Source organism: Pseudomonas sp. SWRI154 (genome assembly GCF_014268645.1).
Taxonomy (GTDB): domain Bacteria; phylum Pseudomonadota; class Gammaproteobacteria; order Pseudomonadales; family Pseudomonadaceae; genus Aquipseudomonas; species Aquipseudomonas marvdashtae.
The window spans coordinates 16,018-39,090 of the sequence record NZ_JABWQW010000010.1 but is presented as its reverse complement, the minus strand read 5'-3'; the positions used below and the strand labels follow the sequence as shown (position 1 = coordinate 39,090).

At 60.7% G+C, this 23,073-nt stretch carries 21 protein-coding genes; 13 read left to right on the top strand and 8 right to left on the bottom strand.

The window, feature by feature from the left end; all coding sequences use genetic code 11:
* The first annotated feature begins 6 nt into the window (after window positions 1–6).
* The 6 genes from HU806_RS11355 to HU806_RS11330 all read left to right on the top strand — a co-directional run bounded on the left by HU806_RS11355 (window position 7) and on the right by HU806_RS11330 (window position 5,233).
* A complete protein-coding gene (locus tag HU806_RS11355; protein WP_186611470.1) occupies window positions 7–2,196 on the top strand; it encodes an ATP-binding protein in 2,190 nt (729 codons plus the stop codon).
* A 656-nt stretch (window positions 2,197–2,852) separates the two neighbouring features.
* On the top strand, window positions 2,853–3,266 hold the full coding sequence (locus HU806_RS11350) for a glycine zipper domain-containing protein (RefSeq protein ID WP_186611469.1): 414 nt from the start codon (window positions 2,853–2,855) through the stop codon (window positions 3,264–3,266).
* Window positions 3,267–3,386: 120 nt separating this feature from the next.
* Complete coding sequence (locus HU806_RS11345) at window positions 3,387–3,560, top strand: hypothetical protein (protein ID WP_186611468.1); 174 nt, start codon at window positions 3,387–3,389, stop codon at window positions 3,558–3,560.
* Between the two features lie 57 nt (window positions 3,561–3,617).
* Complete coding sequence (locus HU806_RS11340; RefSeq protein ID WP_186611467.1) at window positions 3,618–3,824, top strand: hypothetical protein; 207 nt, start codon at window positions 3,618–3,620, stop codon at window positions 3,822–3,824.
* An 86-nt stretch (window positions 3,825–3,910) separates the two neighbouring features.
* Window positions 3,911–4,285, top strand: coding sequence for a hypothetical protein (locus tag HU806_RS11335; RefSeq protein WP_186611466.1), 375 nt, complete (start codon window positions 3,911–3,913; stop codon window positions 4,283–4,285).
* A gap of 252 nt (window positions 4,286–4,537) precedes the next feature.
* A complete protein-coding gene (locus HU806_RS11330) occupies window positions 4,538–5,233 on the top strand; it encodes an HAD-IA family hydrolase (RefSeq protein ID WP_186611465.1) in 696 nt (231 codons plus the stop codon).
* Between the two features lie 72 nt (window positions 5,234–5,305).
* On the opposite strand, the gene HU806_RS11325 is transcribed toward HU806_RS11330, so the two are convergent.
* The gene (locus HU806_RS11325; RefSeq protein ID WP_186611464.1) at window positions 5,306–6,052 is read right to left on the bottom strand and encodes a 3-oxoacyl-ACP reductase family protein; all 747 of its coding nucleotides are present in this window, start codon (window positions 6,050–6,052) and stop codon (window positions 5,306–5,308) included.
* A gap of 125 nt (window positions 6,053–6,177) precedes the next feature.
* Here HU806_RS11325 and HU806_RS11320 point away from each other — a divergent pair, with 125 nt between their 5' ends.
* Window positions 6,178–7,101: a LysR family transcriptional regulator gene (locus HU806_RS11320; protein WP_186611463.1), complete on the top strand. Its 924-nt coding sequence runs from the start codon at window positions 6,178–6,180 to the stop codon at window positions 7,099–7,101.
* A 9-nt stretch (window positions 7,102–7,110) separates the two neighbouring features.
* On the opposite strand, the gene HU806_RS11315 is transcribed toward HU806_RS11320, so the two are convergent.
* The 3 genes from HU806_RS11315 to HU806_RS11305 form a co-directional block, all read right to left on the bottom strand.
* The gene (locus HU806_RS11315; RefSeq protein ID WP_186611462.1) at window positions 7,111–7,839 is read right to left on the bottom strand and encodes an aspartate/glutamate racemase family protein; all 729 of its coding nucleotides are present in this window, start codon (window positions 7,837–7,839) and stop codon (window positions 7,111–7,113) included.
* Between the two features lie 61 nt (window positions 7,840–7,900).
* Window positions 7,901–9,430: an NCS1 family nucleobase:cation symporter-1 gene (locus HU806_RS11310; protein WP_186611461.1), complete on the bottom strand. Its 1,530-nt coding sequence runs from the start codon at window positions 9,428–9,430 to the stop codon at window positions 7,901–7,903.
* Window positions 9,431–9,883: 453 nt separating this feature from the next.
* Window positions 9,884–10,627 carry a phosphoadenylyl-sulfate reductase gene (locus HU806_RS11305; protein WP_186611460.1) on the bottom strand — a complete coding sequence of 248 codons (744 nt, stop codon included), beginning with the start codon at window positions 10,625–10,627 and terminating at the stop codon, window positions 9,884–9,886.
* 173 nt (window positions 10,628–10,800) lie between these two features.
* On the opposite strand from HU806_RS11305, the gene thrH reads away from it, so the two are divergent.
* On the top strand, window positions 10,801–11,418 hold the full coding sequence (gene thrH / locus HU806_RS11300; RefSeq protein WP_186611459.1) for a bifunctional phosphoserine phosphatase/homoserine phosphotransferase ThrH: 618 nt from the start codon (window positions 10,801–10,803) through the stop codon (window positions 11,416–11,418).
* A gap of 51 nt (window positions 11,419–11,469) precedes the next feature.
* Here thrH and pabB read toward each other — a convergent pair whose 3' ends face one another.
* The 4 genes from pabB to rloA form a co-directional block, all read right to left on the bottom strand.
* Complete coding sequence (gene pabB / locus HU806_RS11295; protein WP_186611458.1) at window positions 11,470–12,813, bottom strand: aminodeoxychorismate synthase component I; 1,344 nt, start codon at window positions 12,811–12,813, stop codon at window positions 11,470–11,472.
* Window positions 12,814–12,982: 169 nt separating this feature from the next.
* Window positions 12,983–13,969, bottom strand: a complete 987-nt coding sequence (locus tag HU806_RS11290) for an alpha-L-glutamate ligase-like protein (RefSeq protein WP_186611457.1) — start codon at window positions 13,967–13,969, stop codon at window positions 12,983–12,985.
* Window positions 13,969–15,501: an osmotic stress tolerance membrane protein RloB gene (gene rloB, locus HU806_RS11285; RefSeq protein WP_186611456.1), complete on the bottom strand. Its 1,533-nt coding sequence runs from the start codon at window positions 15,499–15,501 to the stop codon at window positions 13,969–13,971. Before rloB ends, HU806_RS11290 begins: the two co-directional genes overlap by 1 nt.
* A gap of 5 nt (window positions 15,502–15,506) precedes the next feature.
* Window positions 15,507–16,043, bottom strand: coding sequence for a retropepsin-like aspartic peptidase RloA (rloA, locus tag HU806_RS11280; protein WP_186611455.1), 537 nt, complete (start codon window positions 16,041–16,043; stop codon window positions 15,507–15,509).
* Between the two features lie 279 nt (window positions 16,044–16,322).
* Here rloA and HU806_RS11275 point away from each other — a divergent pair, with 279 nt between their 5' ends.
* The 5 genes from HU806_RS11275 to prpF all read left to right on the top strand — a co-directional run bounded on the left by HU806_RS11275 (window position 16,323) and on the right by prpF (window position 23,038).
* A complete protein-coding gene (locus HU806_RS11275; protein WP_186611454.1) occupies window positions 16,323–17,036 on the top strand; it encodes a GntR family transcriptional regulator in 714 nt (237 codons plus the stop codon).
* Window positions 17,033–17,923, top strand: a complete 891-nt coding sequence (gene prpB, locus HU806_RS11270; protein WP_186611453.1) for a methylisocitrate lyase — start codon at window positions 17,033–17,035, stop codon at window positions 17,921–17,923. Before HU806_RS11275 ends, prpB begins: the two co-directional genes overlap by 4 nt.
* A gap of 42 nt (window positions 17,924–17,965) precedes the next feature.
* Entirely contained in the window at window positions 17,966–19,093 is a 1,128-nt protein-coding gene (gene prpC / locus HU806_RS11265) for a bifunctional 2-methylcitrate synthase/citrate synthase (protein WP_186611452.1), read from the top strand.
* Between the two features lie 106 nt (window positions 19,094–19,199).
* Window positions 19,200–21,791: a Fe/S-dependent 2-methylisocitrate dehydratase AcnD gene (gene acnD, locus HU806_RS11260; RefSeq protein WP_186611451.1), complete on the top strand. Its 2,592-nt coding sequence runs from the start codon at window positions 19,200–19,202 to the stop codon at window positions 21,789–21,791.
* Window positions 21,792–21,844: 53 nt separating this feature from the next.
* A complete protein-coding gene (prpF, locus tag HU806_RS11255; protein ID WP_186611450.1) occupies window positions 21,845–23,038 on the top strand; it encodes a 2-methylaconitate cis-trans isomerase PrpF in 1,194 nt (397 codons plus the stop codon).
* The last annotated feature ends 35 nt before the right edge of the window (window positions 23,039–23,073 follow it).

Sequence of the window (23,073 nt, the reverse complement as noted above, 5' to 3'; positions counted from 1 at the left end):
AACGCAATGACAGATTGGCTGCAAAGTTATGGAGAAATGGCTGGCCGGGTACGCCGTCATGATTGGAACGGCACCTCCCTCGGACCTCTGGATAAGTGGCCCGATGTGTTGAAGACCACGGTGGCGCTGAGCCTTGCTTCTCATTTTCCCCAGGCCATCATCTGGGGGCCCGAACTGGTCACGCTTTACAACGATGCGTTCGCCCCCATTCTCGGCAGCAAACCCGAGGCGCTGGGCCGGCCGTTTGATGAAGTCTGGCAGGAAGCCTGGAGCGAAATCAGTCCGATCATGCAGGCGGCCTTTGAGGGGCAAGCCACCTTCATTGAGAACTTCCAGCTGGTCATTGAGCGCGGTGGTGGCCCTGAACAGGCCTATTTCACTTTCTGCTACAGCCCCATTCGTGACCAGTTCGGCAAGGTCGTGGGCGTTTTGGATACGGTCACCGAGACCACCTCCACGGTGTTCATGACTCAGCGGCTCGCGGTGCTTGATGCCATTGGCAGCGCCGTGGCGAATGCCACCGACCCGCAGACCATCATGGCGACCACTACGCGCATTCTGGCGGCGCACCTGAACTTGTCCAATTGTGCCTACGCGGACATGGATGAAGACGAAGACGGTTTCACCATTCGCGGCGATTGGGCGAGAGCCGGGTCGCCGAGCATCGTCGGACATTACCGACTGGCGGATTTCGGTCGACTGGCCGTGGCCAATCTGCGGGCCGGCAAGCCATTGGTGTTGAACGATAACCTGGCGGAGCTCGAGCCGGAGGAAGCGGCAGCCTTCCAATCGATTGGTATCGCGGCCACCATTTGCGTTCCGTTGATAAAGAACGGGCGTTTGACCGCACTGATGGCAATTCACGATAAAACGCCTAGGGTCTGGTCTTCCAACGATCTGGCGTTGCTGATGGAAGTTACGGAGCGATCCTGGGCCCACATCGAGCGCGCCCGCGCGGACGCCGCGGTACGTGAAGGCTTGGCCGCACTGGCTGAGTTGAATGCGACCCTGGAGCAACGGGTCGAGGAACGCACCACGCGACTGAAGCAGACCGAAGCGGCGCTTCGTCAGTCGCAGAAGCTCGAAGCCATAGGCCAGCTCACGGGTGGTGTAGCCCACGATTTCAATAATCTGCTGACAATCATCCGCTCCTCCGTCGATTTCCTGCGTATGCCCAATCTGTCCGATGAGCGCCGGCAGCGCTACATGTCAGCTGTTGCCGAGACGGTGGAGCGCGCGTCGAAGCTGACCAGCCAGTTACTCGCGTTTGCCCGCCGCCAGCCCTTGAAGCCGGAAGTCATCGAGGTGGGCAAGCAGGTGCAGAGCCTGGGGGACATGCTGGAAACCGTGACTGGCGCACGCATACGCGTCAAGGTCGAGCTGTGCGACCGGCCTTGTTATATCTGCGCTGATTTAAGCCAGTTCGAAACGGCCATCATCAACATGGCGTTGAACGCCCGGGATGCCATGAACGGCCAGGGAACGCTGTGGCTCAGGCTCAATTGCGGTGCCGGCATACCGCCGATCCGCGGCCATGCCGGGGCAGCGCAGGCTTTTGCTGCCATTACCCTGGAGGACACCGGCACCGGGATCGCTCCGGAGATACTCGAACACATCTTCGAACCGTTTTTCACCACCAAGGAGGTGGGCAAGGGTACGGGGCTGGGGTTGTCCCAGGTGTTTGGTTTCGCCAAACAGTCGGGTGGCAACGTCGACGTTTCCACCGTTGTCGGAAAGGGGACCCGGTTCACCTTGTATCTTCCGGAAGTGGAAGCTCAGGAAGTGCATTTGCCTCCCATGGAAGAAACCCCGCATTTGAGGTTGGAAAAGGGCCGACGCCGGATACTGGTCGTGGAAGACAACCTGGAAGTCGGGCGTTTCGCCAACCAGATTCTGCAAGACCTGGGGTACGAAACGGCCTGGGCGACCAACGCTGAGCAGGCACTGGAGATGGTTGGCCAGGATGCGATGGCGTTCGATGCGATATTTTCCGATGTCCTTATGCCTGGCATCAGTGGCATTGCGCTGGCCAGGCAACTGCGCCAGCGTCGCCCGGATCTACCAGTGGTGTTGACGTCTGGCTACAGCGAAGAGTTGGCTCGTAGCGGACATGAGGGTTTCGAGTTTTTGTCCAAACCTTATTCCGCCGATCAGGTTTCCCGTGTATTGAGCCGGACGATGCTGGGCACCGAATGAATGTTTTCTTTTTGAAACAGCGGATTCCATTCGTCGGTCAAGGGTGTCAACGAACAGGCAGTCTGTTGATGACCGACTAGTCTCTTTGCTGTGAGGATCGATATTTCCAGGCGATCGTTTGTTGCCGGTATCGACCTTGACGAAAGGGGAAATGCGATGGGAGCACCGTACAGCGAGGAAAACGGAGCCGCGTATCCGGTCAACGAAGGACTGCAATGTGGCCAGTCGGCGTATCGATCAGACTTTGGCGATGAGCCAATCAAGTCCATCCGGACGAAGGTTGCCAAAGTGCAGCGAGGGGAAAGGGCCAAGTTCTTGCCCAAGGTACCTATCAGGAAATAACGTAAGCACAGCCCCGTCACCGAATGGGGCTTTTTTTTGCAGATATTTTTAGAGAATTGGACGTTTCGTAAATATTTTTAATCTTTTTCCTACAGACAATTGCTTTCACGTTTCTTTCACACTCGCACGCGTAGTCTCAGCTCATCCGTTAGAAAGCAGTACCTGCCCGTTTCCCCAGCGGGCTTTTTTTTGCCTGTCATAAAACTACCCTCGTGTTTGTGGTCCAACCGTCATGGCTGACGCGGTTTGGCGTACACTCGCGCCCGCGCGCACCGGCTATCTCTCCCCGATGCGGCATTCTTGAGGTTTTTATCATGCGTTTGACTTTGTCCACCTTGGTGCTTGGGCTTGTGGTCGCTCAGGGCGCAATGGCCGCTGGCGACGGTACCGCTGCGGTCGGCGGTGGTCTTGGCGGTGTCTTGGGTAACGTGGTCGGCCAGCAGATGGGCGGCAGCACAGGCGCTGCGATTGGCGCCGGTGTCGGTGGCGCAGCCGGCAGCGCGGTGGGGGCTCGCAAGGGCAGCCGTACGGAAGCGGCCATTGGCGGTGGCCTGGGTTCGGCCGGCGGTTCGATTGTGGGCAATCGCCTGGGCGGTTCCACCGGGTCGACTATTGGTGCGGGGGTCGGCGGTGCGGCTGGCGGAGCATTGGGCAGCAACCTGTCCAACGATAACGACGGCCATTCCGGTGGCAAGAAGAAGCACAAGCACAAGAGAAAACACCGCTGAGCGGACGCTTGCTTGAAGAAACCCGGCCTTGTGCCGGGTTTTTTCTTATTGGGTATTTTCCGGAACGTTTGCCCTACCACCGCCTCGAACGCATACACACTTGCGATAGTGAGGTCTGCCATGACGCCGGAAACCGAAGGCAAGGAAGAAAAAGGCCCCTCGGGCGTTCCGTTCATCAACGATCCGGGCGTGAATGACCCGGGCAATGAAGATCCAGGTTCGCTGATGGACGACGCTCAGGTTCCGCTGATCGAGGGCGAAGATACTGAGCTTGAAGATGAGTCCTACGATTGAAGCTGCCCAAGCGCAGCGCCGATGTCCTCGTAAAACTGCATGACCAGGAGATTTGCCATGACTGCCGACTCGCCTGTCCCAGACGACGATGAAACCCCGGAATACCCGCTGCCATCGCCAACCGACTCCCTGAGCCGCGATCAGCGTCCACCTGAGGACGAGGAGGCCGGTGTAGAACAAGTACCAAGCGACGACCAGGATGTCGAGGCGACTCCGGACGACCCGGACATTGCCGGTGACGACGCTTCCGGCAAGCCAAGCTGATTGACTATCCGCCCGTCGATTTTGCGGCACCATCGGCGTGCCAGGGGGGCCAGACATCAGGTAGTCATCTTAAAAGGAGATTGACCATGATGAAGTCACACCTGAAGGCTTTGGCACTCGCCGGTGTTCTTTGTGCCAGTCCATTGGCGGTTTTCGCCCAGTCCTCGGACGACGCGCCTGTGGATAAGGGAGGCATGCCGCCCTCGACCCAGATGGACGCCGGATCCACCACCGAGCAGACCGGCAACGCCTTGCCTCCCGGTTCTGTGGGTGGCGGCAATGGTGGCGATGCCAGCGGCAGCAGCACCAGTCCGGGAACCGGCAGTGGCTCGACCAGCGGTGGCAGCACGATGGGCGGCGGATCTTCCGGCTCAAGCAGTGGAACCGGTAGCAGCAGCGGTGGCAGCTCAAGCGGCGGCGGCTCCGGCTCCGCCTCCGGTTCGGGTGCCTCCGGCGGCTAAGCACAGCCCATTGTCGATAGCCTTGTGTTCGTGGCGAGGGAGTTTCTCCCTTTGGGGGCTAAGCGCCCCCAAAGGGAACCCGTCGCCGCCCGGTCAAGCAGCAGCTCATCCCTCGCCACCTCGTTAGGAAAATTTCCCATTGCCTGCATCCAGCGCGCCTCGTTATTCTGCTGAATCCTTTAAGGCGAACACGTTGCGCTGGCCGCACCTGAGCCCTCCCTGAAATGTTGTGTTAATAACGGATCAGATGCGATGAATGCACCGCTGAAAAAGTTTGGCCCGATCAAAGCTGTGATCTTCGACATGGATGGCCTGCTGTTGGACACCGAAGGCATCTATACAGAGGTTACGTCCATCATTGCCGAGCGCTACGGGCGTACGTTCGACTGGAGCCACAAGCAGAACATCATCGGGCGCGGCGCGGGTGACCTGGCTCGTTATGTGGTTCAGGCGCTGGAGCTGCCGATCACCCCCGAAGAGTTCCTGGTCATCCGCGAACCGCTGATGCGCGAACGTTTTCCTCATGCCCTGGCGATGCCCGGCGCTGAAGAGTTGGTGCGCCATTTGAAGGCCCACGACGTGCCCATCGCGGTAGGAACCAGTTCGGCGCGCCAGTCGTTCGAGCTGAAAACCACGCTGCACCGGGACTGGTTCGCGCTGTTCGATTTCATCGTGACGGCGGATGATCCGGAAGTGGGCGCGGCCAAGCCGGCGCCGGATATCTTCCTCACCGCGGCCCGTCGCCTCGGCGTTGCGCCGAAAGATTGTCTGGTCTTCGAGGACTCGCCGTTCGGCGTGACGGCGGCAAAAGCTGCGGGCATGACCGCTATCGCTATTCCGGATTCGGCCATGGCTGACGAGAAGTATGCCCATGCCGACGGGATCATTCGCTCGCTCAAGCTTTTCCAGCCAAGCCTGTGCGGTTTGCCAGAGATGGAATGGGCCTGACGACACAATGCGAGGCAACAAAAAACGCCGGTCATGGCTCAACCATGACCGGCGTTTTTGTGTGGCTTGGGATCAGGCGCCAAAACCGCCGTCGATGGTCAGGCTGGCCCCGGTGATGTAGGCCGCTTCCGGGCCCGCCAGATAGGCGACGAAGCTGGCGATTTCTTCCACCGTGCCATAACGCCCTACAGCCATGAGGTCCATCAGGCTGGACGCGAAGTCGCTGTCTGCTGGGTTCATGTCAGTGTCCACCGGGCCGGGCTGCACGTTGTTGACGGTGATACCCCGTGGGCCGAGGTCGCGCGCCAGGCCTTTGGTCAGGCCCACCAGCGCGGATTTGCTCATGGCATAAGTCGCGCCGCCGGCGAAGGGCATCCGGTCGGCGTTGGTGCTGCCGATATTGATGACTCGACCGCCTTCGGTCATGTGGCGCGCGGCGGCCTGGGTGGCGACAAATACGCTGCGCACGTTGACGGCCAGGGTCTGGTCGAAGTCTTCAAGCTTGAACTCGTCCAGCGGTGCCATTGCCAGGATGCCAGCGTTGTTGACCAGGATGTCCAGCCGGCCAAAAGCGTCCACAGTCGCATCGACGGCGCTGCGGATGGCGTCGGCGTCAGCGCTGTCAGCCTTGATCGCCAAGGCCTTGCCACCGGCTGCGATGATGCTGTTCTGCAGTTCTTCGGACTTGGCGGCGGAACTGACGTACGTGAAGGCGACTGCAGCGCCTTGCGCAGCGAGGCGCTTGACGATGGCGGCGCCGATGCCGCGGGAACCGCCTTGGATCAAGGCGACTTTACCGTTAAGTGTCTGATTGCTCATGGAGGTCTCCAAAAATGCCGAGGCGAGGTGCCGCGGTTGATGGGGCGAGTATCAAGACTCGGCTAACGGCTGTGTAGACCTCCTTTGATATAGTCTGTGTAAACCAAAAGTTTATAGTGGGCGCCATGGAGACTTTCAGCAGTATCGAATGCTTTGTCCGCAGCGCCGAGGTCGGCAGTTTTGCCGAGGCTGCGCGACGCTTGAGCCTGACCCCGGCGGCGGTGGGCAAAAGCGTGGCCAAGCTTGAAGCCCGCCTGGGCGTACGGCTGTTCCAGCGCAGCACTCGCAGCCTGACACTGACCGAGGCCGGCCAGTTGTTCCTGCGAGAAGTGGGCAGCAGTTTCAATACGATCCAGAACGCCGTCGCCAACCTGGCCAGCGCCGGTGGGCAGCCGGCCGGTACGCTGAAGGTGAGCATGGGCACGGCGTTCGGGCGATTGTTTGTCGTGCCGTTGCTGGGGGAATTCCTGCGGCGGTATCCGGCGATCAACCCGGACTGGCATTTCGATAATCGCCAGGTGGACCTGATCGGGCAGGGCTTCGACGCGGCCATCGGGGGTGGGTTCGAGCTGCCTCAAGGCGTGGTGGCGCGCAAACTGACGGTGGCACATCGGGTGTTGGTCGCGTCCGAAGGTTATCTACAGAATCATGCTGCGATCACTGAGCCGCAAGATCTGGCGCACCATCAAGGCATCCTGATTCGTTCGCCACAGACCGGGCGTGTCCGCTCCTGGCAACTGACCCATCGCAACCGGGAACATAGCCCGCTGATGCTCAAGGCGCGCATGACCATGAGTGACTCGGAAGCCGACTGCGCGGCTGCCGCCCAAGGGTTGGGGATCGGGCTGGTGAGCATGCCGATCGCCATTCCTTTCCTGGACTCCGGGGTGTTGCAGCGAGTCCTGCCAGACTGGTACGTCGATGACGGCAACATTTCCATTTATTACGCCGAGCACAAACTGCTGCCGGGCAAGACCCGGGCGTTCGTGGATTTCATCATTGAACAGTTTGCCGAGCAGGGGCTTGCGCAGCGGTTCAGCGCGGTCTGAAGTTTGAACTCATCGCGCAAACCGACCCGGCCAGCCAATGATGGTCTTCGGCCGAGGCGTCGCGTAGGTGCGTACTTTTGACGTCGACAAGCCCAGGCGCACCAGTGATTCGGCGATGGTCACCGCTGCGGTTACCCCATCGACCACCGGCACGCCAGTGCGCTGGCGGATCTGTTCAGCGAGCCCGGCCATGCCACCGCAACCCAGGCAGATGACCTCGGCCTTGTCCTGGCTGACCGCCAGTTCGGCCTGGTACACGATGGCTTCGAGTGCCCGTTGTGGATCCTGCTCAAGTTCCAGCACCGCCAGGCCACTGGCCCGCACCGAGGCACAGCGGTCGAACAGACCTGAGAGTTTGAGGCGGTCCTCGATCAGCGGCACCGTGCGGTCCAAGGTAGTGACAACCGAATACGCATGACCGAGGAACATCGCGGTGCTGGCGCCGGCATCGGTGATGTCCACCACCGGCACGTTGAGCAGCTCCTGCAAACCTTCACGGCCATGTTCGCCATAACCGGCTTGGATTACTGCGTCGAACGGCTGGTCGTAAGACATCACCCGGTCCATCACGGCGATTGCTGCCAGATAGCTTTCAAAGTTGCCTTCGATGGAGTCGGCACCAAAATGCGGCGTCAACCCGATGATCTCGGTGCCCGGCGCGGCTACGGCCTGGGCCTGTCGGGCGATGGCCTGGGTGATGGATTCGGTGGTGTTGACGTTGACGACAAGAATTCGCATGAGCTGTCCCTTTTAAACACATACATAAGCGGCCCGCACCTGACGGGCCACTGGTCATGGATCAATGGCTGACGTTATCCACGGCGATGGATTCGCCGCTGACGTCCTCGTAATACGGCTGGCGCTTGGCAATGATCAGGTACAGCAACCCTGCAATCGAAGCGCCAATCAGCCAGGAAAACGCTGAAACGCTGTCGAAACCGGGCACCAGCGCCAGGATGATCGCGATCAGCGCCGCTGGAATGAACGCCGCCACCGCTCGCAGATTGACCCCATTGCTGTAGAAATACGCACCATTTGGGTCCTCGCTGTACAGTTGCGGCACGTTGATGCGGCCTTTTCGCAGCAACCAGTAATCGACCATGATCACGCCGTACAGCGGCCCGAGCAGGGCGCCGAGGCCGGACAGGAAATACACAATCACTAGCGGGCTGTTGTACAAGTTCCACGGCAGGATCAGTACGGCAATGGCGGCGCTGATCAGCCCGGCGCGACGAAAGGTCAGGTATTTGGGCGCCAGGTTGCTGAGTACGAAGGCCGGGGCGACGAAGTTGGCCATGATGTTCACCGCCACGGTCACGATCAGGAACGCCAGGCAACCGAGCACCAGGAAAAAGGTGTTGGGGATCGAGGCGATGACCTGGGTCGGGCTTTCGATGATCTGTCCGTTGATCTGGAACTGCGCACCACACAGCAGGATGGTAATCGCGGCAAACAGCAGAATGTTTACCGGCAAGCCCCAGAAGTTTCCGACGACTATGGTCCGACGGCACGGCGAGGACCGGGCGAAGTCGCAGAAATTGAGAATCAACGTGCCATAGATGGCCAGCCACAACGCGCCACCGGCGAAAATGTTGCGCCACATCTCGCCGCCGGTCAGCGGTTCGCGGATTGACCAGGCGATGGTGGCATCGGCCTGGAAGTACATCCAACCGGCCAGCGCCGCGACTGTCACCAGGATGACTGGCCCGGCAAAGCCTTCGTAACGGCGCACCGTTTCCATGCCGTACGCCAGGATCATCAGTTGCACGAACCAAATCGCCACGAAGCACACCCAGCCGAGGCTCGACAGCCCAAGGATCGAGTTGTGATCGTACTCGGCGAAGCCTGGATGGATCGCGGTCAACAGCACGCGGAACACCACGGACGCCAAGTACGTCTGAATGCCGAACCAGGCGATGGCAATGACTGCCCTGATCAGCGCAGGAATCTGCGCGCCATGGATGCCAAAACTGATTCGGCTGATGACGGGAAACGGCACCCCGGTCTTTTGTCCCATGTAGCCGGACAGGTTCATGAAGCCATACACCAACGCTGCGCCGATTCCCAGGGACAGGAGGATCTGCCAGCCACCCAGGCCCAGTGCGTACAGGCCGATGGCAAATGAGTAATTGGCGATGTTGTGCACGTCGTTGGTCCACAGGGCGAAGATGCTGTAGCGGCCCCAGCGTCGGCCTTCGGCCTTGGTCGGTGCGAGATCCTTGTTGTGTAGCCTGGGACTCAACGTGGGAAGGACTGCGGTTGGGTCATCAAAGGCAGTAGTCGGAGAGGGCAGATCCAGCGCGATGTTATTAGAGAGACTTGTACGCATTCCGGCAGGCTCCTGATTCTCAAGGCCGCGATGACTGTGCATGAGCGCGGGGCTCGGCAGATCTTCGTCGCAGCGGGATGAGCAATCATTGATTACGGGGCATCTGCAGCCTGTACGGGATAGGGCGCTTCAGGCTGTCGGATCTAAAGTGTGTGTACGTTTTCGTATAGTTGTATACAAAACGCGTGTCGACCAAAGCCAGTTTTATGCCAGTCCGGCATCTATAAAACGCCTGCTTAATTTCGTTTCGTTATCTGTCGCGACTAACTCGCTGAAATACAAGTTTTAAAAATTGACCGTTTGAACAGGTATTTCTAAAAGCGAGGCGAGTGCGAGGACGGCCAGACAGACTGACCGTGGGACGGGGTGTAACTTTTTCGGGCAGGGTGGGCGGCGAGTGCACACAAAAATGCCACCTGAAGTGACATTTTTGTGTACAGGGAGGGCGTCTCGTCAGAGCGTCTTGGATTTGGCGATGATGTTGCCGGCGTGCAGCCCACATTCCTTCTGCGTAGCTTCTTCCCACCACCAACGACCTTCCCGCTCATGCTGGTTCGGCAGGACCGGACGGGTGCAAGGCTCGCAGCCGATGCTGATGAAGCCGCGTTCATGCAGGCTGTTGTAAGGGAGCTCCAGCATACGGATGTAGCCCCAGACTTCTTCGCTGGTCATTTGCGACAGCGGGTTGAATTTGTACAGGGTGCGCTCGGGAGTGGAAAATGCTGTATCGATTTCCAACACTGCCACCTGGCTGCGGGTGCCGGGGCTCTGGTCGCGGCGCTGGCCGGTGGCCCAAGCGCGGACATCGGTCAGCTTGCGTCGCAGCGGCTCGATCTTGCGGATGCCGCAGCATTCGCCGTGGCCATCCTTATAGAAGCTGAACAAGCCTTTTTCCTTCACGAAGGGTTCAAGTTTCGTGTAGTCCGGCGAGACCAGCTCGATCTCGATCTTGTAGTGCTCGCGCACCTGGTCGATGAAACGATAGGTCTCCGGATGCAGGCGACCGGTGTCGAGGCTGAACACTTTGACGTTCTTGTTCAGTTTCCAGGCCATATCCACCAGCACCACGTCTTCGGCGCCGCTGAAAGATATCCACAGATCGTCGCCGAACTCGGCGAAGGCCAGCTTGAGGATGTCCTGCGGGGACTTGTTGGCATAGGTCGTGGCGAGTTCCACGACGTCAAACGTTGGGCTCATCAGGGCGGTTTCCTACAGGTCGGTGGCGCTGGGCGCTCTATATGGGGCTGATGGTAACAAAAAGCTGCCGGGGCTGGCGCGCTCCTGTGCGTTGCGCAGGCTTCGGCGAATGGCTAGAGTCGGCAGTCCTTTGGTTCGCTCAACCGATAAACATCAAAAAATGGGAGTGTCTTGTGGAAATTGCCTGTCTCGACCTGGAAGGTGTGCTGGTCCCGGAGATCTGGATCGCCTTCGCTGAAAAAACCGGGATTCAATCCCTCAGGGCAACCACTCGGGACATCCCCGACTACGACGTGCTGATGAAGCAGCGGTTGCGCATCCTCGATGAGCATGGCCTCAAGCTCTCCGACATTCAGGAGGTGATCGCCACCCTCAAGCCACTGGACGGTGCTATCGAATTCGTCGATTGGCTGCGCGAGCGCTTCCAGGTGGTGATTCTTTCCGACACGTTCTATGAATTCTCTCAGCCGTTGATGCGTCAGCTGGGCTTTCCGACGTTGCTTTGCCACCGGCTGATTACCGACGATGGCGGGCGGGTGACGGGCTATCAGTTGCGTCAGAAGGATCCGAAACGGCAGTCGGTCCTGGCCTTCAAGAGTCTGTACTACCGTGTGATTGCGGCGGGGGATTCCTACAACGACACGACGATGCTGGGTGAAGCCGACGCGGGGATTCTGTTCCATGCGCCTGACAATGTGATCCGCGAATTCCCGCAGTTCCCGGCGGTGCACACCTTTGCCGAGTTGAAGCAGGCGTTCATCAAGGCTTCGAACCGCCCGCTGAGTCTGTAGACCTGAGCGGGTGATCGTTCCTACGTGAGCGTGGGAGCGATCACTGAAGTCCTAAAGTTCCTGCAGGGTTTCGAGCAAGACCCGGACTTTGGTCATCGATTCCTGATATTCGGCCTCCCAATCCGAGTCCGCGACAATCCCGCCGCCACCCCAGCAGCACACCTGCCCATCCTTGACCAGCAAACTGCGGATGGTGATGGAACTGTCCATTTCTCCGCGCACGTCCAGGTACAGCAATGAGCCGCAATAGAGTCCGCGTCGGGTCGGTTCGAGTTCGTCGATGATCTGCATGGCGCGGATTTTCGGCGCGCCGGTGATCGAGCCGCCGGGAAAGCTGTTGGCGATCAGGTCAAGGGCGTCCTTGTCGTCGGCCAGCTCGCCGGTCACGCTACTGACCAGGTGATGCACGTTCGGGTAACTTTCCAGGCTGAACAACTCCGGCACTCGTACCGAGCCAACGCGGCAGGTGCGGCCCAGATCATTGCGCAGCAGGTCGACGATCATCAGGTTTTCCGCCCGGTCCTTCGGGCTGGCCAAAAGATCAGCGGCGTGGGCGGCGTCTTCCTCGGGCGTTGTGCCACGGGGCCGGGTGCCCTTGATCGGTCGGGTTTCCACTTGGCCCTCGCTGACCTTGACGAAGCGCTCCGGGGACAGGCTCAGCACCGCGCCGCCATCGGGCAGGCTCTGGAAGCCGGAAAATGGCGTCGGGCACGCGGCTCGCAGCGCCTGGTAAGCGGCCCAGGCGTCACCCTGGCAGGGGGCGCGAAAACGTTGGGCAAAGTTGACTTGGTAACAATCGCCGGCCTGGATATAGGCCTGGATACGCTCGAATGCTTGCCGATAGTCCTCGGCGCTGAGGTCGGGCGTCATCGGGCCTTGGAGGTTGAACGCAGTGACGGGCGCCGTGTTTGGACGGGCGAACAGCTCGATCAGTCGCTGGCGTTCGCTTTCGCCGCAGTGGGGATGGAAGACCAGTTGGCTTGTGCGGGCCTGATGGTCGGTGATCAGCGCCCAGTCATACAGGCCGAAGCACGCGTCTGGCAGTTGCAGGTCGTCCTTGGCATGGGAAGGCAGGGCCTCCAGATACCGGCCAAAGTCATAACTCAGATAGCCGATCAGGCCACCGGCGAATGGCAGTTGCACCGTGGCGGGCAGATCTGCGTGGCCCAGTTGCGTCAGATGCATCCGAAGGCGTTGCAGGAAATCGCTGCCACTTTCGTCCGGTAACACCGCCAGTTGCACCAGCGACCAAGCGCTGAGCAGGTCGTACCGCCCGCGCTCGGCACTCGGCCGGCCGCTATCGAGCAGCACGCTGCCGGGAGCATGGCGGATCGCCGCGAAGTAGTCGGCGGGGTTGGCACGGTAGGGCAACGAGTGTACGGAGCAGGTTGGCATGGGCGGGGCGGGTCAGCCGTTCAGGCGGGGTGGCGATTGTAATCCCCAGTTGGATTTGCTCCTAGGGGGATGTCGGTATTGAACATCTCTTAAGGCTCAATGGACCGTGGCGAGGGAGCAAGCTCCCTCGCCACGGGGGCAATCTTCAATCCTCAGCTTACTTCAAGCCTCAACCCTCAACCGGCGGAATATGCCCAAACAGCTCCTGGGCAAACGCCACGCGTTCTTCCACGGTTTCGATGACTCCCCGGGCCTTGAGCTCTTCCAGGCGAGCTTCCACCGCATGGGTGCGCAAGGTCAGGCCGCAGTCGTTGGCAATCTGGATGTTCAACCCGGGCCGAGCGTTGAGCTCGAGAATCAACGGGCCCTTTTCCTGATCCAGCACCATGTCCACGCCAATGTAGCCCAGCCCGCACAGCTCATAGCAACCGGCGGCCAGTTTCATGAAACCGTCCCAATAGGGCAGTTGCACGCCATCCACTGCGTTGGTGGTGTCGGGATGCTTGGTAATGATGTTGTTCAGCCAGGTACCGCGTAGCGTCAGGCCCGTAGCGAGGTCAACGCCGACGCCGATGGCGCCCTGGTGCAGGTTGGCCTTGCCGCCGGATTGGCGGGTCGGCAAGCGCAGCATGGCCATCACCGGATAGCCCATCAGCACGATGATGCGGATGTCCGGCACGCCTTCGTAGCTGATGCTCTTGAATATCTGGTCCGGCGTCACGCGGTATTCGATCAATGCCCTGTCACGATGCCCGCCGAGGGAATACAGGCCGGTGAGGATGCTCGAAATGTGGTGCTCGATTTCCTCATGGCTGATGATCTTGCCGGACACGGTTCGATAGCGCCCCTCGAAGCGGTCGGCAATCACGATGATGCCATCACCGCCCGCGCCTTGGGCCGGCTTGATCACGAAATCGGTACGCCCGCCGATGATTTCGTCGAGCTTGTCGATTTCCTTCTCGGTGGAGATCACTCCATACAGCTCCGGTACGTGAATACCGGCAACGATCGCCCGCTCCTTGGTGATGATCTTGTCATCGACGATGGGATACAGGCTGCGCTTGTTGTACTTGAGCACGTAGTCGGCGTTACGCCGGTTGATGCCCATGATGCCCCGGGCTTCCAGGGCCTTCCAGGTCTTCCAGAGGCCGAACATCAGGAGTCAGCCTTGACGAAAGCCTTGAACCGTACCAGCTCGGTCAGGCGGTAGCCGCGATAACGACCCATGGCCAGCATGAAACCCACCAGGATCAGCAGGATCGCCGGGAACGTGAACACGAAATACACCAGTTCCGGCACGCTCATGATCAGGTGCGCCAGGGAGGCGGCGAACAGCGTGCCAATGGCGACTTTCATCGCGTGGCCGGCGCCGCGTTCTTCCCAGGTGATGGACAGGCGTTCGATGGTCATGGTCAGGATCACCATCGGGAACAGCGCCACCGACAAGCCGCGCTCCAGGCCCAGCTTATGGCTGAACAGGCTGATGGCGGCGATCAGCACCACCACGAACGTCAGCACCACCGAAAGCCTTGGCAGCATTTGCAGCTTGAGGTGCTCCAGGTACGAACGCAGCGACAAGCCCAGCGTAGTGATCACCGTGAACAGAATGATCCCGAAGCCCAGTTGGGTTTCGCGGAACGCCAGGGCGATCAGCACCGGGGTGAAGGTCCCGAGGGTTTGCAGGCCGATCAGGTTGCGCAGCACCAGGATCACCAGCACGCCGATGGGGATCATCACCATGATCATGAAGGTTTGCTGGGTCTGTAGCGGCAGGCCATAGAGCGAGTATTCGAGGAAGTTGGCGTCAGTGTTCTCGTCCGTCAGCTTGGCCAGGCGAATGGCGTTCATTTCGCTGTTGTTCATGCTGAAGGTGACGGTGGCTTTCTTGCCGCCATCGACGGTGATCAGGTTCTCATCGCCGGTCCACCACAACAGACGGTCGGTGGGCAGGCCTTGCTCGCCGGAATCCGGATTGAAGTACAGCCAGTCGGTGCCGTTGAAACTGCGCAGCCACAGCTCAGGCGTCTGCGGCTGGTCGGCGACCAGGCGGATGGTATGGACTTTTTCCACCGGCACGTGGGCGATGGACAGCACCAACTCGACGATTCTTGCTTTGTTGCTTGAGGACGGATCGCCGGCCAGCAACAGCTTGACGTTGTCGTCGTTGAGGTTGTTGACCCGCTTGATCGCTTCGCTGATGAAGGTCTCGACGTCGGCCGAATGCTGGCGGATCGGCGCGAGCAGTGCTTCGGCGGCGAGCTTTTCCGGGCCTTCGACGGCGATGCTGTCGCGGAAGGTCGGGCCCTTTATCTTGGTTTTCTCGGCGCTGTAACGCTTGGTCAGCACCAGGCGGTAATACAGGGTCTGGTTGCCTTTGGCACGACGGGCCGACCACGTCACCTTGCGATTGCCGTCGACCCGGTTCACCGCAACGCCGTAATTATTGGAAATGAAACTCTCATTGAGGCTCACATAATCGCGGCTCAAGGGCGGCACGAACATCTGGATCTTCACCGGATCCTTGGCGTTAGGCACGAATTCGACCTTGGCATCAATGTTCCACAAGTCGTCGGTGGCGTCTTCGGTGACTGGGATGCCGAGCACGAAAATCTGATAGGCCGTCACCGACAGGCCCAGCACCACCAGGATGGCGATCAGCATTTTCAGATGGAGGGTAAGGGAGCGCATTGGAATTACTCTGCGGTATGAGCGGCATTGGCGCAGGCGGGTTTGCCGGCAGCGTATTTAAGACTGGGGTCGACCAGCGCATCGAAACGCTTGAGCGCTTCGGAGCCGATCAGCAACGGGTATTGGAAGGCGCTGCGGTCGGTCAGGTTCACTTCGATGCTGCGCAGGGCAGAACCCATGCAGATGTCGAGTTCGATGACCGGCCGGGCCGTGTATTTCTTGCCTTCTTCCGGGTCGTAGTCACCGGCGCGGCGCTTGATCTTGCTGACTCGGGCCAGCGGGCGTTCGATGGGGTGCGAATGGGCCGCGTCGATGGCTAGGTAAAAACGCACCCAGGATTCGCCATTGCGCTTGAAACGCTTGATGTCCCTGGCGCTGAGGGATGCGGTCTTGGCGCCGGTGTCGAGCTTGGCGGCGACCTCGAGGTCTATGCCTTGCAGCGCTGCATATTCGTTGAGGCCGTACACGGTTTTCTCACCCGCCGCGGCAAGCCCCGGCAGGCACAAGAAATAAAAAGCAGCGGATAAGGGCTTGAGTGTCATAGATCCTGGTGCGCAGCGTTCCGTTTTCGGTTCAGGCCCTGGCATTACTGCACAAGCTCCCTAGGTTGCCTCCTCTATATAGGAAGAGCGGCAATTGCGGCGGCATTCTAGCACGGTGGTTTTCTGACGCCACCGCTGGCCGGGGGCTACGAGTCGTCGGTACCGTCGGTTATGGCAGGGGCGTTTATTAGACGATTGTCGACAATACCTATTTTTGTTTTGACGTTAAGGCAGGCAGCGGGTAGTTTTCGCCATATTGACCTCCAAGGTGTCGACAATATGCTCGATCAGCTCGAAACGCCGGTTCCGGTCCAGGACGATGTCGAGACCCTCTCGGAGAACGTCTTCCGGCGCATCCAGGCGGCTATCGTCAAAGGCGAAATCGCCCCGGGCAGCAAGATCTCCGAGCCCGAGCTGGCCCGGACCTACGGTATCAGCCGCGGGCCGCTGCGCGAGGCGATCCACCGCCTGGAAGGCCAGCGCCTGCTGGTGCGAATCCCGCATGTTGGGGCGCGGGTGGTGTCGCTGAGTCATGCCGAACTGCTGGAACTCTACGAAATCCGTGAATCCCTGGAAGGCATGGCCTGCCGTCTGGCGGCCGAACGCATGACCCTGGAAGAAATCGACGAACTGCGCCGCGTGCTGGAAACCCACGAGCGCGATGCGGCGTTCCAGGCCGGTGTCGGTTACTACCAGCAGGAAGGCGATTTCGACTTTCATTACCGGATCATCCAGGGCAGTGGCAATCGCACCCTGACGCAAATGCTCTGCGGCGAGTTGTACCAACTGGTGCGCATGTATCGCATCCAGTTTTCCACCACGCCCAACCGTCCGCGCCAGGCCTTTGCCGAGCATCACCGGATTCTCGATGCTATCGCCGACCGTGATGGCGAACTGGCTGAATTATTGATGCGCCGGCACATCGGCGCTTCCAAACGCAATATCGCGCGCCATTTCCAGGACAGCGCCACCACTGAACGAGGTGAGTCATGAGTTCCAGCAAGAGCACGCCAGGCCAGCGTTTCCGCGAAGCGGTCGCCAGCGAACATCCCCTGCAAGTGGTCGGCGCCATCAACGCCAACCACGCGCTGCTGGCCAAGCGCGCCGGTTTCAAGGCGATCTACCTGTCGGGCGGCGGCGTGGCGGCCGGTTCCCTCGGCGTGCCGGACCTGGGCATCACCGGCCTGGATGACGTGCTGACCGATGTGCGCCGCATCACCGACGTCTGCGACCTGCCGCTGCTGGTGGACGTGGACACCGGGTTTGGTTCCTCGGCGTTCAACGTCGCCCGCACGGTCAAGTCGATGATCAAGTTCGGCGCGGCGGCGATTCATATCGAGGATCAGGTCGGCGCCAAGCGTTGCGGCCATCGTCCGAACAAGGAAATCGTCTCGCAGCAGGAGATGGTCGACCGCATCAAGGCCGCCGTCGATGCCCGCACCGACGACAGTTTCGTGATCATGGCGCGTACCGATGCCCTCGCGGTGGAAGGCTTGGAGTCGGCCCTGGACCGTGCGGCCGCCTGTATCGAGGCCGGTGCCGACATGATTTTTCCGGAAGCCATCACCGAGCTTGAGATGTACAAGCTGTTCGCCAACCGCGTGAAAGCCCCGATCCTGGCCAACATCACCGAATTCGGCGCGACCCCGCTGTACACCACCGAACAGTTGGCCGGTGCCGACGTGTCCCTGGTGCTGTATCCGTTGTCAGCGTTCCGCGCCATGAACAAGGCCGCCGAGAACGTCTACACCGCAATCCGCCGCGACGGCACACAACAGAATGTCATCGACACCATGCAGACCCGCATGGAGCTTTACGATCGCATCGACTACCACACGTTCGAGCAGAAGCTCGATGCGTTGTTCGCGGCGAAGAAGTAAGGCGCGACTCCCCTACAAATTCAAGAAAAATGGAGACAGCAAATGGCCGAAGCAAAAGTACTCAGTGGCGCCGGACTTCGTGGCCAGGTGGCCGGGCAAACCGCATTGTCCACCGTGGGCCAGACGGGCGCCGGCCTGACCTATCGCGGCTACGACGTTCGCGACCTGGCGGCTGACGCTCAATTTGAAGAAGTGGCTTACCTGCTGCTGTACGGCGAGCTGCCGACCCAGGCCCAACTGGATGCCTACACCAGCAAGCTGCGCCAGTTGCGCGACTTGCCGCAAGCGCTGAAGGAAGTGCTGGAACGTATCCCCGCCGACGCCCACCCGATGGACGTGATGCGCACCGGTTGCTCGTTCCTCGGCAACCTGGAACCCGAGCAGGATTTTTCCGAGCAGCACGACAAGACCGATCGCCTGCTGGCCGCGTTCCCGGCGGTCATGTGCTACTGGTATCGCTTCAGCCACCAAGGCCAGCGCATCGAATGCGTGACGGATGAAACCTCCATCGGCGGTCACTTCCTGCACTTGCTGCACGGCAAGAAGCCGAGCGAGCTGCACGTCAAGGTCATGAACGTATCGCTGATCCTTTACGCCGAGCATGAATTCAACGCCTCGACCTTCACCGCCCGGGTCTGCGCCTCCACGCTGTCGGACCTGTTCTCTTGCATCACCGCTGCCATCGGCTCGCTGCGCGGCCCGTTGCATGGCGGCGCGAACGAGGCGGCGATGGAAATGATCGAGCGCTTCGGCTCGCCCCAGGAAGCCATCGAAGGCACCCTCGGCATGCTGGCGCGCAAGGACAAGATCATGGGCTTCGGCCACGCGATCTATAAGGACAACGATCCACGTAACGAGGTGATCAAGGGCTGGTCGAAAAAACTCGCCGATGAAGTCGGCGACACGGTGCTGTTCCCGGTCTCCGAAGCCATCGACAAAACCATGTGGGAGCAGAAGAAACTGTTCCCCAACGCCGATTTCTACCATGCCTCGGCTTACCACTTCATGGGCATCCCGACCAAGCTGTTCACGCCGATCTTCGTTTGCTCGCGTCTGACTGGCTGGGCCGCCCACGTGTTCGAACAACGCGCCAACAACCGCATCATCCGACCGAGCGCCGAATACACCGGCGTCGAACAGCGCAAGTTCGTGCCAATCGAACAACGCTGAGCGGGAGGGCTCGCGCGATTACCATGATCGCTCCCATGCTCTGCGTGGGAGCGATCATGGTCGTGGCAAGCGCCTTTCTGAAACCACCGTGACCCGAGTCCTGACGATGAACACAGAATTTCGCAAATCGCTGCCCGGCACTTCGCTGGATTATTTCGACGTTCGCGCTGCCGTGGAGGCCATCCGCCCCGGCGCCTATGACGGCCTGCCCTACACCTCCCGCGTGCTGGCGGAAAACCTCGTGCGCCGCTGCGATCCGGCCGCGCTGCGCGAGTCGCTGCTGCAACTGATCGAGCGCAAGCGCGACTTGGATTTCCCATGGTTCCCGGCGCGGGTGGTGTGTCACGACATCCTCGGCCAGACCGCCCTGGTGGACCTGGCCGGCTTGCGCGACGCCATCGCCTTGCAGGGTGGCGACCCGGCGCAGGTCAACCCGGTGGTGCCAACCCAACTGATCGTCGATCATTCCCTGGCGGTGGAAAGCGGTGGTTCCGACCCGCAAGCCTTCGCCAAGAACCGCGCCATTGAAGACCGCCGCAACGAAGACCGCTTCCACTTCATCAACTGGACCAAGAAAGCCTTCAAGAACGTCGATGTGATTCCGCCGGGCAACGGGATCATGCATCAGATCAACCTGGAAAAAATGTCGCCGGTGATCCAGCAGCGTGACGGCGTTGCGTTCCCCGATACTTGCGTCGGCACCGACAGCCACACGCCCCACGTCGATGCCCTGGGCGTGATCGCCATCGGCGTCGGTGGCCTGGAAGCCGAAAGCGTCATGCTCGGTCGCGCTTCATGGATGCGCCTGCCGGAAATCATCGGCGTCGAGCTGACCGGCAAACTGCAACCGGGCATCACCGCCACCGACATGGTGCTGGCGCTGACCGAGTTCCTGCGCAAGCAGAAAGTCGTCGGCGCGTGGCTGGAGTTCTTCGGCGAAGGCGCCAGTGCCCTGACCTTGGGCGACCGCGCGACCATCTCCAACATGGCCCCGGAATACGGCGCCACGGCGGCGATGTTCCATATTGACCAACAGACGATCGATTACCTCAAGCTCACCGGCCGCGAAGACACCCAGGTGCAGTTGGTGGAAACCTATGCCAAGCACGTGGGCCTGTGGGCCGATAGCCTCAAGGACGCGCAATACGAGCGTGGCCTGACCTTCGACCTGTCGTCGGTGGTGCGCAACATGGCAGGTCCCAGCAATCCCCACGCCCGTGTCGCGGTGTCGGATCTGGCTGCCAAAGGCATTTCCGGCCAGTGGGACGATGTGCCCGGACAAATGCCCGACGGCGCGGTGATCATCGCCGCGATCACCAGTTGCACCAACACCAGCAACCCGCGGAATGTGATCGCCGCCGGCCTGCTGGCGCGCAACGCCAATCGCTTGGGTTTGGCCCGCAAACCGTGGGTCAAGTCGTCCCTGGCGCCTGGTTCGAAAACCGTGGCGCTGTACCTGGATGAAGCCGGCCTGACGACCGAACTCGAGAAGCTGGGCTTCGGCGTGGTGGCGTTCGCCTGCACCACGTGCAACGGCATGTCCGGCGCGCTGGATCCGGTGATCCAGCAGGAAATCATCGACCGCGACCTGTACGCCACCGCCGTGTTGTCGGGCAACCGCAACTTCGACGGGCGTATCCATCCGTACGCCAAGCAGGCGTTCCTGGCTTCGCCGCCGCTGGTGGTGGCTTATGCCATCGCCGGGACCATTCGCTTCGATATCGAGAAGGATGTGCTGGGCGTGGTGGACGGTCGCGAGATTCGTCTCAAGGACATCTGGCCGAGCGACGAAGAAATCGACGCGGTGGTCAAGGCTTCGGTGAAGCCGGAACAGTTCCGCCAGGTGTACATCCCGATGTTCGCCATTCAGGAAGACACCGGGCCGAAAGTGACGCCGCTGTACGACTGGCGCCCACAAAGCACCTACATCCGTCGTCCACCGTATTGGGAAGGCGCATTGGCCGGGGCACGACCGCTCAAGGGCATGCGCCCGCTGGCGGTGCTGCCGGACAACATCACTACCGATCATTTGTCGCCCTCCAACGCGATCATGCTGGACAGCGCCGCCGGGGAGTACCTGGCAAAAATGGGCTTGCCGGAAGAGGACTTCAACTCCTACGCGACTCACCGTGGCGACCACCTGACCGCGCAACGCGCCACTTTCGCCAACCCGAAACTGTTCAACGAAATGGTCCAGGAAAACGGCAAGGTCAAGCAGGGCTCCCTGGCCCGGGTCGAGCCGGAAGGCAAGGTCATGCGCATGTGGGAAGCGATTGAAACCTACATGGAACGCAAGCAGCCGTTGATCATCATTGCCGGTGCCGATTATGGCCAGGGTTCGTCGCGGGATTGGGCGGCCAAGGGCGTGCGCCTGGCCGGTGTCGAGGCGATCGCTGCCGAAGGTTTCGAGCGCATCCACCGCACCAACCTGGTGGGCATGGGTGTGTTGCCGCTGGAGTTCAAGCCCGGTACGGACCGCAAGACCCTGGGCATCGACGGCAGCGAAATCTATGACGTGATCGGCGAGCGCACGCCGCGAGCGACACTGACCCTGGTGATCACTCGCAAGAACGGCGAGCGCGTCGAAGTGCCGGTGACCTGCCGCCTCGATACCGCCGAAGAAGTGTCGATCTACGAAGCCGGGGGCGTGCTGCAACGCTTCGCCCAGGATTTCCTTGAATCGGCGGTTGCCGTTTAAATCGCTTGGGTGGCCCGTTCTCCGGCCACCCGTTTTTTCAGGAGTTGGAGCACATGGCTCACTCGCCTCAAATCAAGATCCCCGCGACCTACATGCGTGGCGGCACCAGCAAAGGCGTGTTCTTCAGCCTGCAAGACCTGCCCGAAGCCGCCCGCGTCCCCGGTCCGGTGCGTGACGCGTTGTTGCTGCGGGTCATTGGCAGCCCCGATCCGTATGAAAAGCAGATCGATGGCATGGGCGGCGCGACGTCCAGCACCAGCAAGACCGTGATCCTGTCCAAGAGCACGCGCGCCGGCCACGACGTCGATTATCTGTTCGGCCAAGTGTCCATCGACAAACCGTTCGTGGACTGGAGTGGCAATTGCGGCAACCTGTCGGCGGCGGTCGGGTCATTCGCTATCAGCAGTGGTTTGGTTGCGCCTGGCCGTATCCCGCAGAACGGTCTGGCCGTGGTGCGGATCTGGCAGGCCAACATCGGCAAGACCATCATTGCCCATGTGCCAATCACCGAGGGCGAGGTGCAGGAAACCGGCGATTTTGAACTCGACGGCGTGACGTTTCCGGCCGCCGAAGTGCAACTGGAGTTCATGGATCCGGCGGCCGAGGAGGAGGGCGGTGGCGGCTCGATGTTTCCCACCGGCAATCTGGTGGATGACTTGGAGGTGCCCGGCGTCGGTACGCTCAAGGCCACGTTGATCAACGCGGGTATCCCGACGATTTTCATCAATGCCAGAGACGTTGGTTACACCGGCACCGAGTTGCAGGGTGCCGTTAATGGCGATCCCAAGGCCTTGGCGATGTTCGAAACCATCCGCGCCCACGGTGCGTTGCGCATGGGCTTGATCAAGCATCTGGACGAAGCTGCCCAGCGCCAGCACACCCCGAAAGTCGCGTTCGTCGCGCCGCCGACGGATTACGTTTCATCGAGCGGAAAAGCCGTGGCTGCGCGGGACATCGACCTGCTGGTGCGGGCGTTGTCCATGGGCAAGCTGCACCACGCGATGATGGGCACCGCCGCTGTCGCCATTGGTACCGCCGCAGCGATTCGCGGGACACTGGTGAACCTGGCGGCGGGTGGCACCGAGCGTAACGCGGTGCGCTTCGGGCATCCGTCCGGCACTTTGCGCGTGGGCGCCGAGGCGAGCGAGGTCAACGGCGAATGGACCGTGAAAAAAGCCATCATGAGCCGCAGCGCGCGGGTCTTGATGGAAGGTGTCGTGCGGGTGCCAGGGAATGTCCTGAGCTGACTGGGCCGCGGTGGGAACGAGTCCATTCGCTCCTG

Coding starts and splice junctions, on each gene's coding strand:
- HU806_RS11355 (WP_186611470.1), top strand. CDS start 7: ATGACAGATTGGCTGCAAAGTTATGGAGAAATGGCTGGCCGGGTACGC.
- HU806_RS11310 (WP_186611461.1), bottom strand. CDS start 9,430: ATGCGTACAAGTCTCTCTAATAACATCGCGCTGGATCTGCCCTCTCCG.
- rloA (WP_186611455.1), bottom strand. CDS start 16,043: ATGACACTCAAGCCCTTATCCGCTGCTTTTTATTTCTTGTGCCTGCCG.
- HU806_RS11340 (WP_186611467.1), top strand. CDS start 3,618: ATGACTGCCGACTCGCCTGTCCCAGACGACGATGAAACCCCGGAATAC.
- HU806_RS11330 (WP_186611465.1), top strand. CDS start 4,538: ATGAATGCACCGCTGAAAAAGTTTGGCCCGATCAAAGCTGTGATCTTC.
- HU806_RS11335 (WP_186611466.1), top strand. CDS start 3,911: ATGATGAAGTCACACCTGAAGGCTTTGGCACTCGCCGGTGTTCTTTGT.
- HU806_RS11320 (WP_186611463.1), top strand. CDS start 6,178: ATGGAGACTTTCAGCAGTATCGAATGCTTTGTCCGCAGCGCCGAGGTC.
- HU806_RS11345 (WP_186611468.1), top strand. CDS start 3,387: ATGACGCCGGAAACCGAAGGCAAGGAAGAAAAAGGCCCCTCGGGCGTT.
- prpF (WP_186611450.1), top strand. CDS start 21,845: ATGGCTCACTCGCCTCAAATCAAGATCCCCGCGACCTACATGCGTGGC.
- HU806_RS11350 (WP_186611469.1), top strand. CDS start 2,853: ATGCGTTTGACTTTGTCCACCTTGGTGCTTGGGCTTGTGGTCGCTCAG.
- prpB (WP_186611453.1), top strand. CDS start 17,033: ATGAGTTCCAGCAAGAGCACGCCAGGCCAGCGTTTCCGCGAAGCGGTC.
- acnD (WP_186611451.1), top strand. CDS start 19,200: ATGAACACAGAATTTCGCAAATCGCTGCCCGGCACTTCGCTGGATTAT.
- HU806_RS11325 (WP_186611464.1), bottom strand. CDS start 6,052: ATGAGCAATCAGACACTTAACGGTAAAGTCGCCTTGATCCAAGGCGGT.
- HU806_RS11275 (WP_186611454.1), top strand. CDS start 16,323: ATGCTCGATCAGCTCGAAACGCCGGTTCCGGTCCAGGACGATGTCGAG.
- HU806_RS11305 (WP_186611460.1), bottom strand. CDS start 10,627: ATGAGCCCAACGTTTGACGTCGTGGAACTCGCCACGACCTATGCCAAC.
- rloB (WP_186611456.1), bottom strand. CDS start 15,501: ATGCGCTCCCTTACCCTCCATCTGAAAATGCTGATCGCCATCCTGGTG.
- pabB (WP_186611458.1), bottom strand. CDS start 12,813: ATGCCAACCTGCTCCGTACACTCGTTGCCCTACCGTGCCAACCCCGCC.
- HU806_RS11290 (WP_186611457.1), bottom strand. CDS start 13,969: ATGTTCGGCCTCTGGAAGACCTGGAAGGCCCTGGAAGCCCGGGGCATC.
- HU806_RS11315 (WP_186611462.1), bottom strand. CDS start 7,839: ATGCGAATTCTTGTCGTCAACGTCAACACCACCGAATCCATCACCCAG.
- prpC (WP_186611452.1), top strand. CDS start 17,966: ATGGCCGAAGCAAAAGTACTCAGTGGCGCCGGACTTCGTGGCCAGGTG.